Source organism: Streptomyces sp. NBC_00490, from assembly GCF_036013645.1.
Lineage (GTDB): Bacteria > Actinomycetota > Actinomycetes > Streptomycetales > Streptomycetaceae > Streptomyces > Streptomyces canus_F.
Genome location: NZ_CP107869.1, coordinates 5,078,467 through 5,093,534, shown reverse-complemented (window position 1 = coordinate 5,093,534; position 15,068 = coordinate 5,078,467). Strand labels below are relative to the sequence as shown.

The window sequence follows — 15,068 nt, the reverse complement described above, 5'->3', positions numbered from 1 at the left end:
GTCTCGGGCGCCGGTGGGGGGGGGTTGGTCGTCGTGCGGTTCCTGCTCCCGCCCTTACTGCTGTCCTACCGCTGTACGCGACGGAACAACAGGTCGTTCACGACATGTCCCTTGTCCAGTCCCTGGCCCTCGAAACGGGTCAGCGGCCGGTAGTCCGGACGGGGCGCGAAACCGCCGTCGGCCTGTGTGTTCTCGAAGTCCGGGTGCGCCGTGAGCACCTCGAGCATCTGCTCGGCGTACGGCTCCCAGTCGGTGGCGCAGTGCACCACGGCCCCCGGCTTCAGCCGGGTCGCGGCGAGGCTGAGGAACTCCGGCTGGATCAGCCGCCGCTTGTGGTGCCGCTTCTTGGGCCACGGGTCCGGGAAGAAGACGCGCAGCCCGTCCAGCGAGTCAGGGGCCAGCATCTCGCGCAGCAGGATGATCGCGTCGCCGTTGCCGACGCGGACGTTGGAGAGGCCGCTCTGGTCGGCGAGGTTGAGCAGGTTGCCCTGACCGGGGGTGTGCACGTCGACGGCGAGGATGTTGGTGCCGGGGTCGGCGGCCGCCATCCGCTCGGTGGCCTCGCCCATCCCGAACCCGATCTCGAGCACGACGGGGTTGTCGTTCCCGAACAGCTCGGCCAGGTCGAAGACCTGCTGTCCGTCGATGTCCAGCCCCCACTTGGGCCACAGCCGCTGCAACGCGTCCGCCTGCCCCGCCGTCACCCGGCTCCGCCGCGGCTGAAAACTCCGGATCCGCCGCTCGAAGTGCGACCCGGCCGGATCGGGCTTGGGCCCGTCGGGAAAACGGGGCTCACCCTTGGCCCGGGTGTGCCGGACGGGCTCACCGGGGGCGTGGGCGGACTGGGACGCGTCGGGCGCGTTGCGGGAGTCAGACACAGTGAGGCCGATTTTACGGGGCGGGGGGCGATCCATCTCAGCCCGTCCGGCGCTTGAGGACGAGGCCCTTCGGGCCGACGGGGGTCCGGGGGCGGAGCCCCCAGAGGCCGGGGTCGAAGGGGCAGCGCCTCTGGAGGATGGGACGGGTAGGGGCGACGGGCGAGAACCCCCGCACCGCAACCACACCCCGTCCCGTCACACGCCCCCCAGCGCAGCCAGCGCCCTCCTCGCCACCTCCCGCCCGATCGGCAGCGAGGCGGTCGCGGCCGGAGACGGCGCGTTCAGCACATGCACGGTCCGCGGCCCCTCCTTGATCAGAAAGTCGTCGACAAGCGTCCCGTCCCGCAGCACCGCCTGCGCCCGCACCCCCGCGGCAGACGGCACCAGATCCCCGTCCTCGACCGCCGGCAGCAGCCTGCGCACCGCATCCGCGAACGCCGCCCTGGACACCGACCGCCGCAGCTCACCCGCCCCGTACCGCCAGTGCCGCCGCGCTATCCGCCACGACCCCGGCCAGGCCAGCGTCGCCCCCAGCTCCCGAGGCCGTACGACCCCCCACCCGTACCCCTCCCGGGCCAGCGCCGGCACCGCGTTGGGCCCGATGTGGACGCCGCCGTCGATCCCCCGCGTGAGATGCACGCCGAGGAACGGGAACGCCGGGTCGGGCACCGGATACACCAGCCCGTTGACCAGTTCAGGGCGCGCCAGCGTGAAGTACTCGCCCCGGAACGGCACGATCCGCATCCCGGGCTCGTCCCCGGTCAGCCGCGCCACCTCGTCGCAGTGCAGCCCGGCACAGTTCACCAGCACCCGCGCCCGCACGATGTCCCCGTCGGCCGTCCGCACGGCCACCCCGAGCTCCGGCCGCCGGTCGACGCGGACGACCCGGGCGCCGTACCGGATGTCCGCCCCCGAGGCCTCCGCCAGCTGCCGGGCGACCCCGACGAAGTCGCAGATCCCGGTCGTCCCGACGTGTATGGCCGCCAGGCCACGCACCTCCGGTTCGTACTCCATGATCTGCGCGGGTCCCAGCTCGCGCACCGGAATCCCGTTCTCCCGGCCCCGCTGGACCAGGGCGTGCAACCGGGGCAGCTCCGCCTGCTCGGTCGCGACGATCAGCTTGCCGGTGACGGCGTGCGCGATCCCGTACTCCGCGCAGAACTTCACCATCTCGGCCGCGCCCGTGACGGCGTACCGCGCCTTCAGCGATCCCGGCCGGTAGTAGATCCCGCTGTGGATGACCCCGCTGTTGCGCCCGGTCTGGTGCCGGGCCGGCCCCTGCTCCTTCTCCAGAACGGTCACCCGCGTCCCCGGCGCGGACCGAGTGATCGCATACGCGGTCGACAGCCCGACGATCCCGCCCCCGATGACGAGCACGTCACAGTCGTAAGCGACCTCCGCCCGCACCTGCACCACCTCCCGCTTCCGATAGTGCACTGCGCCACTGACAGTGCCTTCAAACGCGGGGATGAGGGCGGACCCGCTCCCAGGCCCTGTCGGCCTAGGCCGGAGCCATCAGCAGAGGCCGTGCGCGCTCCCGCAGCTCCACCACACGCGGCTCGTCACCGTACGGCTCCAGCCGATGGAGCAGGTCCTTGACGTACTCGGTGGTCCGGGCCGAGGAGATACGCCCCGCGACCTCCACGGCGCGCACCCCCTGTTCGCACGCCGCGTCGAGATTGCCGGACTCCAGTTCCGCTACCGCCGAGACGACCAGCCGCAGCCCGTGCGACCGGACGAACTCCTCCGTCGGCTTCGACAGGGCCTGCTCGGTGAACCGCCGCACCTGGCGAGGCGCCTTCAGATCGCGGTAGCACTCCGCGGCGTCCGCGGCGAACCGGTCGTAGGAGTAGAAGCCCAGCCACGACGGATCCTGGTCCCCGTCCCGGGACCGCTCCAGCCACCCCTCCGCCGCCTTCAGCGCCGCCCCCGCCGCCTGCGCGTCACCCGCACGCGCGTGTGCACGTGCCTCGACGAGGCGGAAGAAGCTCATGGTGCGGGCGGTCGCCAGCCCTCGGTTCCGCTCCAGCGCGGCCTGCGCGAGGTCCACGCCCTCGTCGCCGAACCCGCGGTAGGTCGCCTGCAGGGACATCGACGCCAGCACATACCCGCCGAGGGGTACGTCGGCCGCCGCGCGGGCCAGTCGCAGCGCCTGGATGTAGTACCGCTGGGCTGCCTCCTGCTGACCGGTGTCGAAGGCCATCCAGCCCGCGAGACGGGTCAGTTCGGCGGAGGCGCCGAACAGCGCCCGGCCCACCTCGTCGGAGTACGAGCCGAGCAGCAGCGGTGCCGCCTCCACCCGTAAGCACTCCGGCACCATGGACGAACGCCAGTCGCCGCCTCCGTACTTGGAGTCCCAGCGCCTGGCGTCCTCGGCGGCCTCCCGCAGCTTCTGCACATCGCTGTGGCCGACTTTGAGCGGTGCGCCGGATGCCTCCGCGGAGTTCATCTCGCGCGCGACCGAGCTGTCGGCCGGGGTTATCAGCCACCGTGAGGCAGGGGTTGCGTATGCGCTTACCGCGAACGATCCGGCCAGCGACTGCCAGATGCCACCGGCGCCCGAACGGCGGCCGGCGAGGTCGAGCCGGTACAGCTCCGTCGCCGAGCGGACGGCCTGTCCGACGTCCCTGGGGAAGGCGAGGCCCACTTCGGGCGCGGGATCCGCGTCCGCCAGACCGATCTCGTGGAGCGGCACCGGGCGGCCGAGCTTCTGGCCGATCGCGGCGGCGATGAGGTGCGGCGCGGCGCCCTGGGGCACCATGCCCTTGGACACCCAGCGCGCCACCGAGGTCTTGTCGTAGCGAAGAGTCAACCCGCGTTGAGAGCCAAGATCGTTGACGCGTCGCGCGAGCCCTGCGTTGCTGATTCCCGCGAGGGCGAGAACGGCGCCGAGTTTTTCGTTCGGCCCGCGTTGCTCCCTGGACATGAGCCACCCCTCGACACAGACGGCTGCCGCGCTGGCATAACCACGCGGCATTCGTAAACCCAGCGTAGTTCGCCGCATCCCATGCGTTAAGAGGCATTGTTCCGGATGGCGGGATTGTGGTCCGTACGCACGTACGGCCCCCTTACGCACCGTCGCGGCGTGCCCCCGCTTGTGTGGCCGTGCGCCCGTGCGTGCGCTCTTCTCCGGCCATCGGGGGAGCGGTTGCATGGATCGTGCGTGGGTCGGCCCGCTGTACTGGATCCAGTGGGCTGGGGGATTCCGCCACCTCCATCCCCGCGGGTGGCGGAACGGTCCGGGGGGCGAACTCCGTTCCCCGGACTGCGCGTTACCGATGCGGTGCGCAGAGCCTGTACGGAGCGTGCGCGAGCCTGTCCCCGCTCCGCCAAGTTGGCTGAAAACAGACCCCGTATCTCCAGGGCAATTACCGCTCCTACCATGGAAATTGACGGCGCGAAGGGCGTCTTGGGGGAGCGTATCGGGGGCGCATTCGCGCCGCACTCGCCGTGTCCCGTAAGAGCGTTCGCTTCCTCACGTGCAGGTGTGCGGGGGCGCATTCGACGGAGCCCAAGCGGCTCCGCCGCCTCTCCGGTGCGCCTCCTTCATGGCAGCATGGGGAACCGGTTCGTACGGTGCACTGGTTGTCCACAGTCTGTGGAGGCGTCCATGCGGTGGTTGGTGGGGTGGAGCAGCACCGCAGCGGGAGCAGCCGTGATCGGCTCCGCGGGGGCGACCGGAGGCGACGGCGAGACCGTGCATCCGGTGGGTTCCCACTTGCTGTGGGGCGACCCTGATCCGCTGTGGGCGGTCGGGGACTGGCGTCCCGACGAGGTGCGGGTGGTGAAGGCCGACGCGCAGAATCGAATCGCCGTCCTCGGTACCTGCGGGGCGACGGACGAACAACTGCGGGTCGGTCTCTTCGCCGCGCGCGGAGGCGCCCTGCGGCATCTGACGGCCTGGTCCGGCAGTTACACGGCCGTCGTCCAGGTGGGCCGCCGGATCACCGTCAGCGGCGATCTCGCGGGCGCCCGCCCGGTGTTCTACACCCCCTGGGCCGGCGGCACCGCCTACGCGACGGCGGCCCTCCCGCTGGCCGACCTCATCGAGGCCAACCTCGACTTCGGACATCTCGCGGCCCTCCTCGCGGCCCCCGACGTCCCGGCCGCGCTGCACGACTCCACTCCGTACGACGGCGTACGGCGCATTCCGCCGGGGCACGCGCTGATCCTGCGCAACGGGGCGCGTGAGATCGCGGGGTACGAGGCGGTCGCCTCCCTCGCGGTGGCGGCACCCTCCGCCGACCCGGACAGCGCGGTGGACGCGGTGCGGGACGCGCTGGTGGAGGCGGTACGCGCGCGTCTGTCGGCGCCCCGCCACGTGCCCGGCGCCGACATAGACCCGGGCCCGGTCCCGGGGATGGGCCCCGCCGAACGCCGTGCCGCGCGCGGGATGCCGGTCCCGGGAATCGGGGCGGACCTGTCGGGCGGCCCGGCGTCGGGCACGCTGGCGCTGCTGGCCGCCGGCCTGCCGGGCATGCCGGGGACGGTGCTGGGGCACGGCACGGGCGCGGGCGAGCGACTGCTGGCGGTCACCTTCAACGACCTGGTGGTGCGCGGGCGGGAGGCCGAGGTGGAGCGGGCGGGCTCACTGGCGGCCAACCCGCGGCTGCACCACGTGGTGGTGGCCGGCGGCGAGGAGACACTGCCGTACGCCGACCTGGACGGCCCGCTGACGGACGAGCCGGGCCCCTCCCTGGTGACGGCGGCCCGCCACCGTGCGCGCCTGGCGTCGGGCAGCGCGGACCACTTCACGGGATACGGCGCCCGCCAGGTCCTGGACGCACACCCGGCCCGCCTGGCCGACCTCCTGATGGACCGCAAGCGACGGCATCTGGTCCGCCCGGTGGCGGCGCTGGCGAAGGCGGACGGCTCGGTGATGGTCCCCGCGCGCGTGTACGGGGCGGCACGCCGCCTCGCCCGTACGCCGTACCGGACGGGCCTGGAGGTCCTCGCCGACCGGCTGATGGACCGCCGGTTCGACGAGCCCGGAGGTGCCGTGGGGGCGTCACTGGCCGCCCTGTCCTGGGCCAGACCCGGCCCCGCGGCGCGCTGGCTGACGGGGGAGGCGCTGGCTGAAGTATCGGTTCGCCTGCAGGGTGCGACGAGCCGCTCCGGGGTCGGCCCGGGCCAGCGCCCCGGCGACTACCGCGCGCGTGCGGCACTGGCGAGGACCGCCGCCGATGTGCGCATCCTGGAGCAGGCCGCCGAGATCCGCTTCCAACGCCTGCACGCCCCGTTCCTCGACAACCAGGTCGTCCGAGCCTGCCGGGCCCTCCCGGAGGCGCTGCGGGTCCAACCGGGCGCACGGGCCGCGATCCTGCGCACGGTCCTCCAGGGCGCGGGCATCACCGACCTCCCGCCCGGCTGGGGCGCACCGTCCCACGCCTCGGCGGCGGTGGCGGCCCGCACCGGCCTGCGGGTGGCGGCGGACTCCCTGATGTCCCTGTTCGGCACACCCCTGCTCGCCGAGGCGGGCCTGGTGGAGGCAAGGGTCGTCCGCAAGGCGCTCCGCGCGGCAGCGGAGGGCGAACCCCTCCCCCTCGACGGCCTCGCCGACCTGGTCTCCCTGGAACTCTGGCTCCGCCGCTTGCTGGCCCGCCGCGGAACCTGCTGGACAGGAACTCCGGCACGCGCCCGCGCGGTACCGGCGGGGATCACACCCCAGCGGGGGGCACTGGGGGCGGGAGCGACGGCGAGGAGAGGCTAGGGACGAGCCGCTCGTGACCGACCCGACGTCCGACGTCCGAGGCCGAAGCCGCACCGCCCCAAACCCCCACCCACCCGCTGGGGGCTTCGCCTCACGATGCCGGTCTGTGCTCTACAGCCAGTCCGGGGCCCGAGGCCAAGGCCAACTCAGCCCGTCCGGCGTTTGAGGACGAGGCCCCTTCAGGGCCGACGGCGGGGGTCTGGGGGCGCAGCCCCCAGGGACGGGACGGGTAGGGGCGGCGGGGGCGAGAAAAGCCCGGCGCGCACCCCCACCACCCCGCACCCACCCACGCCCAGGTCCCGAAAACCTGTGCCCCCCACAGTCACCCCGGCGACAATGACCCGGTGCGGTACAGAATCCTGGGCGTCACCCAGGCCGAGGACGACCACGGCACCGTCGTACCCCTCGGCGGCCCCCGCCTACGCGCCCTGCTCACCGCCCTCGCCCTCCGCCCAGGAACCGTCACCACCCCCGACACCCTGATCGCCGATATCTGGGCCGACTCCCCACCCCAGGACGCCCCGGCCGCCCTCCACGCCCTCGTCGGCCGCCTCCGCCGCACCCTCGGCAAGGACACGATCACCTCCGCCCCCGGCGGCTACCGCCTCACCGCGACCCACGACGACGTAGACCTCTTCGTCTTCGAACGGCTCACCCGCCAGGGCACCGCGGCCCTCCACCGGGACGACCCCCGAGCCGCCGCCCACGCCCTGGACGAGGCCCTCACCCTGTGGCGCGGCCCCGCCCTCGCCGACCTCCCCGACCGCACCCCCGCGACCCGCCCGGAGACCCGCCGCCTGGAAGCGCTGCGCGCCCGGGCCGACGCGGCCCTGAGACTCGGCCGAGCCCAGGACGCCGTACCGGAACTGACGGAACTGACCACCGCGCACCCGTACGACGAGCCGCTGCACGCCCTCCTCATCCGCGCCCTGCGCGACACCGGCCGCAACGCCGACGCACTCGCCGCGTACGAGTCGGCCCGCCGCACCCTGTCCGAGGGCCTCGGCACCGACCCCGGCCCGGAACTCCGCGCCCTGCACGCCGAACTGCTCACCCCGGCACCCGCTCTCCCTCCGACACCGGCCCACCCGGATCCCGTGAGCCCCCACACCCCGGCGCCCGCCACCCGTCGCGGCAACCTCCGTCCGCGCCTTACCTCTTTCGTGGGCCGGGAACCCGAACTCGACGCCATCCGTTCCGAATTGCACAGGGCCCGCCTCGTCACCCTCACCGGACCGGGCGGCTCCGGAAAGACCCGTCTCGCCGAGGAGGCCGCCGCCGGGCGCCCCGAGGCGTGGCTCGTCGAGCTGGCGCCGCTCGACCGGCCGGAGGCGGTGCCAGGGGCGGTGGTCAGCGCGCTCGGTCTGCGCGAGACCAAGCTGATCACCACCGAGCTGACGGACCGGCAGGACGACCCGCTCGCCCTGCTCGTCGAGTACTGCGCCCCGCGCAGCCAACTCCTGATCCTTGACAACTGCGAACATGTCATCGAAGCGGCGGCCCACCTCGCCGAGACCCTGCTGACCCGCTGCCCCGGGCTCACGATCCTCGCCACCAGCCGTGAACCCCTGGGCGTCCCCGGCGAGTCCGTGCGCCCGGTCGAGCCCCTCCTCCCCGCCCAGGCGCACCGCCTCTTCACCGAGCGCGCGACGGCGGTCCGCCCCGACGCGGACGCCGTCCTCCGCGACACCGAGGCCGTCACCGAGATCTGCCGCCGCCTCGACGGACTGCCGCTCGCCATCGAACTGGCCGCGGCAAGGCTGCGGCTGCTCACCCCCCGCCAGATCGCGGACCGCCTCGACGACCGCTTCCGCCTCCTCACCTCGGGAAGCCGCACGGTCCTGCCCCGCCAGCAGACCCTGCGCGCGGTCGTCGACTGGTCGTGGGACCTGCTCGACGAGCGGGAGCGGACGGTGCTGCGCGAGGCGTCCGTGTTCGCGGGCGGCTGGGACCTCGCCGCCGCGGAGGCCGTGTGCACCGGCCCCGCCGCCGAGCTGATCGGGGCGCTCGTCGACAAGTCCCTGATCGTCGCCGCCCCGTGCGAGCGGACCGGTGACGCCATGCGCTACCGCATGCTGGAGACGATCCACGAGTACGCGGTCGAACGCGCGGCCGAGGCCCCTCAGGCGCGCGCCGACGCCCTGCGCAGGCACCGAGCGTGGGTGCGCGCCCTCGTCGAGGAGGCCGAGCCCGAGCTGCGTTCCGCCGGCCAGCTCCCGTGGATCTCCCGCCTGGAGACGGAGCTGGACAACATCCGCGCGGCCCTCCACCGCGCGGTCGAGGCAGGCGACGAGGCGGAGGCCGGTGCCCTGGCCGTCGCGATGACCTGGTTCTGGTGGCTGCGGAACTACCGCAGGGAGGGCGCGGACTGGACCGGCCAGGTGCTGCGGCTGGGCGCGGCCCTCGACGCCGCCGGGAGCACGCTCCCGGCGGAGCAGGACGCGGCGTGCTCCCTGATGACGTCCCTGGACCCCGTCGACACCTTCCTGGCCGACCCGGACGGCGAGAGGCACCACCCGCTGCACGCCCTGCGGATGGACCTCCGGATGCTGCATCTCTTTCTCATGGCCGAGGTCGAACCGCCCCTGGACGGGCTGGACGAGCGGATGCACGGGTACGTGGCACGCATCCGGGACCACTTCGGGAGCGGCGGCCCTCACGCGGCCCGTCTCCCCGGCCTCGCCTGGCCGGTGACGGTCTTCCTCCCTCCCGCCCCGAGGGAGGACGCCCGGCCCGTCCTGGACAGGGCGGTCGCCAACTGCCGTGCCCACGGCGGCGACTGGGAGACCGGTGTCATCCTGATGTTCCGCGCGCACATGGTCGTCGACTCCCCGGGCGGCATGCCCGGCATCGACAGCGACCTGGCGGAGCTGAGGGTGCTGAGCCGGCGGGTCGGCGACCGCTGGCTGCGGGCCCAGGTGTGCAGCGCCGCGGGTGAGGCGGCCATGGCGCGGGGCCGCTTCGAGGAGGCCAAGGGGGAGTACGAGGAGGCCCTGCGGCTCGCCCACGAGGTGGGGGCCCACACCGAAACGCCGTTCCTCCTCGCCCGGCTCGCCGAGATCGCCTACCGCGCGGGCGACCGTACGACGGCACTGGCCACCCTGGACGAGGCGAGCGCCGCCGCCGAGCGGTACGCCGTGGCGGACTCCCGGGCGTTCGTGCTGCTCCAGCTGGCCCTGATGGCGCTGGACGACAAGGACATCGACCGCGCTCGCGACCTGTACGAAGAGGCGCGCGACGCCGTCGGGCGGGCGACTCCGCCACCGCAGTTCAGGGTCATGCTGCTGTCAGTCGACGCCATGGTGTCGGCGGCCGTGTCCGGCCCAGGGACCGCTCTGCCCAAACTGGCCGAAGCGCTGCGGACGGCGGTCGAGACGCGCTGCTCCGACGCGATGAAGGCGGCGCTCGCCGACGGCACGGCGGACCTGATGTCCCGCCTCGGTGACCATGCACGCGCCGCCCGCCTGCTCGCCGCGGCCACCCGCTGGCGCGACGGGCTCCCGCGCCCCATGCCGGAGGGCACGGTTGCGGAACGGGCCGAGGCCGACGCCCGCGCGGCCCTCGGCGACGAGCGCTACACGGCGGAGTGCGCCAAGGGCTCGGCGCTCGCCCCGGACGACGTGCTCGGCGAAGTCGACGAGGCCCTGCGCACCCACTCCGCGGACACGGCGGCGTCATGAGGCGAAGCCCCGCGCATCCGCCCGGCACCGAGTCCGCCCGGCGCTACGCACACCTGAACTTCGACTCCGCCCAGTCGGCGAGCGCCAGGTCGTCGAAGGAGCTGTGCGGCTCCACCACCAGCCGTACGGTCTCGCGTCCGGCGAGGTTCACATGGACCGGCACCGCCGCGTCCCCGCCCTCGACCAGCCCGGACTTCCACAGCTGGACCCCGTCCGCGTAGACGGAGAAGTAGACCTTGCCGAGCCCCAGCGCCATGTCGTCCACGCCGACCGTCGCATCGTAGGAGGCGCACTCCCGGTTGAGGTCGATGGTGACGGAGGACCGGCCGTGCACGGTGACGCCGTGCTCGTACCGCGTGCCGCCGACCGAGACACCCCACCGCTGCCACACCCAGCTGCTCTCGGAGATACGCATCTCCGGCTGGGTGCCGTCGCCGTTGATGTCGTACGCCAGCTCGCTCCACTGGTAGACGGCCGGCGCGGGCGGGGGAGGCGGCGTCGGTGTGGGGGTGGGGGTGGGCTTGGGGGTCGGCTTCGGCTTCGGCGTCGGGGTGGGCTTCGGCGCCGGTGTGGGGGTCGGGCTGGGCTTGGGGGCCGGTGTGGGGGTGGGCGTCGGCGTCGGCTCGAGCGCGATGACCGGCGGCGCGGGCGCGGGCTCCTTCTTCGGCGGCTCGGGGATGTTCTCGGCGGGCTTGACCACCGGTGCGGTCGCGGGGGGCTGGGCCACGGGTTTGTCGTCGGCCGGGGTGTCGTTGCCGGACAGGGCGAGCGCCACCACGACACCCGCCGCGACCAGCGCACCGGCGGCGATACCGACCTTCACCGGCATGCCCACGCCCTCCGAGGCCGCCGCACCGCCTGCCGCGCCCGCGCCGCCCGACGAGCCGCCGCTCGCCACCGCCGCGCCCGCGACACCCGCCGCGCCCGCTCCCGTGCCACCGGCGATGAGCGCGGCGACCTTGGCGTACCCGGCGGTACCGAACCAGCCGATGACCGCGACCGGCACGACGGCGGGGATGCTGCTCGCGACCTCGGCGATCTGGCTGGCCGCGAGGCGGCACTTGGCGCACTCCTCCAGGTGCTTGCGCAACCCGCGTTCGGCACGGGTGCGCAGCCGGCCGCGGGCATAGGTGCCGAGCTGGTCGGCGTAGCGGGCGCACTCCTCGTCGTCGGCGAGGGCGGCACTGACGTGGGCCTGGAGATAGGCCTGCTTGAGGCCCTCGCGGGCGCGGCTGGCGAGCACACGCGTGCCGTTGGCGTCGAGCCCGAAGAGGGTGGCGACATCGCTCGGCGACTCGTCCTCGACCTCGGTGTGCCACAGCACGGCCTGCCAGCGCTCGGGCAGCGACCGGAAGGCCTGCATGGCCATGGACTGCTCGGCCACGTGCATGGCGCGCACATCGGCGCCCAGGTCCAGCGTGTCGTCGTCGGAGACATCGGTCACGCGCGTGGACTGTGCGGCGAACACCGCGAAGTCGTCGACCAGTTGCTCCCGCTTGGCTGACTTCGTCCAGTTCGCGGCGACCCGCCGGACCGTCGTCAGCAGGTACGCGCGTACGGCGTACTCGGGGCCGGAGCCGCCGCGCACCGCCTGGAGCATGCGGGCGAAGACCTCGGCGGTGAGGTCGTCCGCGGTGTGGGCGTCACGACAGCAGGTGCGGGCGTACCGGCGGACCGCGTCCGCATGGCGCCGGTACAGCTCCTCGTAGGCGGTGTCGTCGCCCGCGCGCATCCGGCCGATCAGGTCGGCGTCACCGGGCGGCAGCTCGATCGGCGGCGGCAGGACGCCGTCCTCGCGGCGGTCGCGCTGGGTCGGGACGCTGCCCTCCATCGGGTCTGCGCCGACCGGCGGGCGGCCCGCCCGGCCCCCCTGGCTCGGCACCTGGGGCGACGCCAGGCCACCGGCCTCCGCGTCCCCCTCGCCCTGTGACTCGTCCCGCCCGTCAACGCCCATCGCGGAAAGCCCCCGCCGCCTGCCCACCAGTCACGAACACCGGGTCAGCGTGCCATATTGGCTTTTGGTCAGAACCCGGCTGTGCGGGGCTTCCACTCGTCCGTGGGGTTTTGCCGCACCGCAGTACTAGCCGTCACCCATCCGGGGAAGGCTCAACTCTCGTGTCATGAGCGAGAGTTGGGGACATGCCGGGAAATCCGGGCATGCGAACGAGGCGCGGGCGGCGCAGCACCCACACCTCGTCGTCACCTGATCGAGGCACCGCGTCAAGCGGCCTTTACTACGGCCTCGACCGCAGACCCTCCAGCAGGATGTCCAGCAGCCGCGCCGAGGCCGCCGCCTGCTGCGCCGCATCCGGCAGCGAGGGCGCCGCCGTCGCGATCACCAGCAGCACGTCCGACACCGACACATCGGCCCGCAGCTCACCCGCCGTCCGCGCCCGCTCCACGAGCTGGCCCACCACGTCGAGCAGCGCCGCCGCCCCGGAGTCGTCCTCGACCCCGTTCCCCGAGTTCTCCGACACCAGCCGCAACTCACCCGAGCCCGGCTGCGTCCGCTGCTGCGGCACCCGCGCCTCGTCGTACCCGGCACCGTCCTCGTGCTCGTCGGCCACCCCGACCCGCAGCACCTGCGGCGGCAGCAGCCGCCCGGCACCCGAGGCCACCGACGTCCGCAGGAAGCGCGACAGCGCCGACCACGGCTCGTCCTCCTGACCGAGCGCCGTACGCGCCTGGTCCGTCAGCCGGGAGGTCTCCTCCTCGGCTATCCGGCGCACCAGGACGTCCTTGCTCGGGAAGCGCCGGTACACCGTGCCGACACCGACCCGCGCGCGTCGCGCCACATCCTCCATCGGCGCGCCGTACCCCAGCTCGCCGAAGACCTCGCGCGCCGCACGCAGTACGTGCTCCAGATTGCGCTGTGCGTCCACGCGCAGCGGCGTCGAACGCGAACCGTCGCGTCCGTTCCCCACCGCCGCGCTCATCGCTCCGCCACCTGGTCCGATGGCAGACGCGGAAGACCAATGAGAGTCCTGAACATGCATAAGCGATCCCCCGGTAATGACGTCTCCCCCCGGAGACTTTCCCCGCCACTGAAAGCCGGAGCGCTATGGGGAACAAACCGCTTCACGGACCGCCCGTCGCGGATCCGATGAGTGCATCCCCCTACACCCCGTCGACACACGAACATAGTTGAGAGGGGGTCAATTCAGAAGGGGCAGGTTCCGCACGGAGCGCCCCCCGATCGGAGTACGGGTCGTATACGTCCCGATTGCACCCCCTCAACACCCCCGGCGCACACCCGCTGACCTGCAAATCTTCCCCGCACGCCGCCGATTCGGCCAACCCCGCTCGCGCGAAACGCGCGGTCACACAAATTGCCGGGGCTGTGGACAAACTCAAGCGTCGGGTGCGTCATGGGGTGGTGAAGGAACGTGCGCGCATTCTCGTTGTCGGTGGCGGCTACGTCGGGATGTACACAGCCCTGCGTCTTCAGCGGAGGCTGAAACAGGAACTGAGGCGCGGCGACGTCGAGATCACGGTCGTCACCCCCGACCCGTACATGACCTATCAGCCGTTCCTTCCGGAGGCGGCCGCCGGCTCCATCTCCCCCCGCCACGTGGTCGTCCCCCTGCGCCGCGTCCTGGACCAGTGCCATGTCGTCATCGGCGAGGCCACCGCCATCGACCACGCCAAACGCACCGCGACCGTGACCACCCTCGCCACCGAGGAAGAGGGGACCGGCGCCCGGCAGCTGACGTACGACGAACTCGTCCTCGCGCCCGGCTCGATCTCCCGCACCCTGCCCGTCCCCGGCCTCGCCGACCACGCCATCGGCTTCAAGACCGTCGAGGAGGCCATCGGACTGCGCAACCACGTCATCGAGCAGATGGACATCGCCTCCTCCACCCGCGACCCCGCGATCCGCGACGCGGCCCTCACCTTCGTCTTCGTCGGCGGCGGCTACGCGGGCGTGGAGGCGCTCGGCGAACTCGAGGACATGGCCCGCTACACCGCGCGGTACTACCACAACGTCCAGCCCGAGGACATGAAGTGGATCCTCGTGGAGGCCTCCGACCGCATCCTCCCCGAGGTCGGCGAGGAGATGGGCAGCTACACCGTCACCGAACTGCGCCGCCGCAACATCGACGTACGCCTGGGCACCCGCCTCGAATCCTGCGCCGACCGCGTGGCCGTCCTCAGCGACGGCTCCCGCTTCCCGACCCGTACGGTCGTGTGGACCGCCGGCGTCAAACCCCACCCGATCCTCGCCGCCAGCGACCTCCCGCTCACGGACCGAGGTCGGCTGAAATGCACCCCCCAGCTCACCGTCGAGGGCGCCACGCACGCGTGGGCGGCCGGAGACGCCGCCGCCGTCCCCGATGTGACGGCCGCCGAACCCGGCAGGGAGACCGCCCCCAACGCCCAGCACGCGGTACGCCAGGCCAAGGTCCTCGGCGACAACATCGCGCACGCGCTACGGGGCGAGGAACTGGAGACGTACTCCCACAAGTACGTCGGCTCGGTGGCCTCCCTGGGCCTCCACAAAGGTGTCGCACACGTCTACGGACGCAAGCTGAAGGGCTACCCTGCCTGGTTCATGCACCGCGTCTACCACCTCAGCCGGGTGCCCACCTTCAACCGCAAGGCCCGCGTCCTGGCCGAATGGACGCTGTCCGGGCTCTTCAAAAGGGAGATCGTCTCGCTGGGCTCCCTGGAACATCCCCGAGCGGAGTTCGAACTCGCGGCCGGTGGAAAGCCTCCTCAGGACCCCACGAACGACCCGAAGGGGTCGTCCTGACCGGACCCAGGAACTCCATCGGCAAGGTAGGCGTCTGACGGATGTCG

8 protein-coding genes are annotated in these 15,068 nt (G+C 72.9%); 3 read left to right on the top strand and 5 right to left on the bottom strand.

From position 1 onward, the window contains the following. Positions 1-65 precede the first annotated feature (65 nt). The 3 genes from trmB to OG381_RS22975 all read right to left on the bottom strand — a co-directional run bounded on the left by trmB (position 66) and on the right by OG381_RS22975 (position 3,804). Positions 66-878 (bottom strand): tRNA (guanosine(46)-N7)-methyltransferase TrmB, encoded by an 813-nt coding sequence (gene trmB / locus OG381_RS22985; RefSeq protein WP_327717965.1) that lies wholly within the window; start codon positions 876-878, stop codon positions 66-68. A 195-nt stretch (positions 879-1,073) separates the two neighbouring features. Next, positions 1,074-2,315, bottom strand: coding sequence for an L-2-hydroxyglutarate oxidase (gene lhgO / locus OG381_RS22980; protein ID WP_443061922.1), 1,242 nt, complete (start codon positions 2,313-2,315; stop codon positions 1,074-1,076). Between the two features lie 64 nt (positions 2,316-2,379). Then, positions 2,380-3,804 carry an MFS transporter gene (locus OG381_RS22975; RefSeq protein WP_266890456.1) on the bottom strand — a complete coding sequence of 475 codons (1,425 nt, stop codon included), beginning with the start codon at positions 3,802-3,804 and terminating at the stop codon, positions 2,380-2,382. A gap of 684 nt (positions 3,805-4,488) precedes the next feature. Here OG381_RS22975 and OG381_RS22970 point away from each other — a divergent pair. Both OG381_RS22970 and OG381_RS22965 read left to right on the top strand, forming a co-directional pair. Beyond that, positions 4,489-6,588, top strand: coding sequence for an asparagine synthase-related protein (locus OG381_RS22970; protein ID WP_307028836.1), 2,100 nt, complete (start codon positions 4,489-4,491; stop codon positions 6,586-6,588). Positions 6,589-6,932: 344 nt separating this feature from the next. After that, positions 6,933-10,268, top strand: coding sequence for an ATP-binding protein (locus tag OG381_RS22965; RefSeq protein ID WP_327717964.1), 3,336 nt, complete (start codon positions 6,933-6,935; stop codon positions 10,266-10,268). Between the two features lie 43 nt (positions 10,269-10,311). Here the strand turns inward: OG381_RS22965 and OG381_RS22960 are convergent, their stop codons facing one another. Together OG381_RS22960 and OG381_RS22955 are read right to left on the bottom strand one after the other, a co-directional pair. Beyond that, a complete protein-coding gene (locus tag OG381_RS22960; protein ID WP_327717962.1) occupies positions 10,312-12,222 on the bottom strand; it encodes a sigma-70 family RNA polymerase sigma factor in 1,911 nt (636 codons plus the stop codon). A 280-nt stretch (positions 12,223-12,502) separates the two neighbouring features. Then, positions 12,503-13,264: a TetR/AcrR family transcriptional regulator gene (locus OG381_RS22955; protein WP_327717961.1), complete on the bottom strand. Its 762-nt coding sequence runs from the start codon at positions 13,262-13,264 to the stop codon at positions 12,503-12,505. 377 nt (positions 13,265-13,641) lie between these two features. On the opposite strand from OG381_RS22955, the gene OG381_RS22950 reads away from it, so the two are divergent. After that, positions 13,642-15,021, top strand: a complete 1,380-nt coding sequence (locus tag OG381_RS22950) for an NAD(P)/FAD-dependent oxidoreductase (protein ID WP_327717960.1) — start codon at positions 13,642-13,644, stop codon at positions 15,019-15,021. The last annotated feature ends 47 nt before the right edge of the window (positions 15,022-15,068 follow it).

Coding starts and splice junctions, on each gene's coding strand:
- OG381_RS22970 (WP_307028836.1), top strand. CDS start 4,489: ATGCGGTGGTTGGTGGGGTGGAGCAGCACCGCAGCGGGAGCAGCCGTG.
- OG381_RS22975 (WP_266890456.1), bottom strand. CDS start 3,804: ATGTCCAGGGAGCAACGCGGGCCGAACGAAAAACTCGGCGCCGTTCTC.
- OG381_RS22960 (WP_327717962.1), bottom strand. CDS start 12,222: ATGGGCGTTGACGGGCGGGACGAGTCACAGGGCGAGGGGGACGCGGAG.
- OG381_RS22955 (WP_327717961.1), bottom strand. CDS start 13,264: ATGCATGTTCAGGACTCTCATTGGTCTTCCGCGTCTGCCATCGGACCA.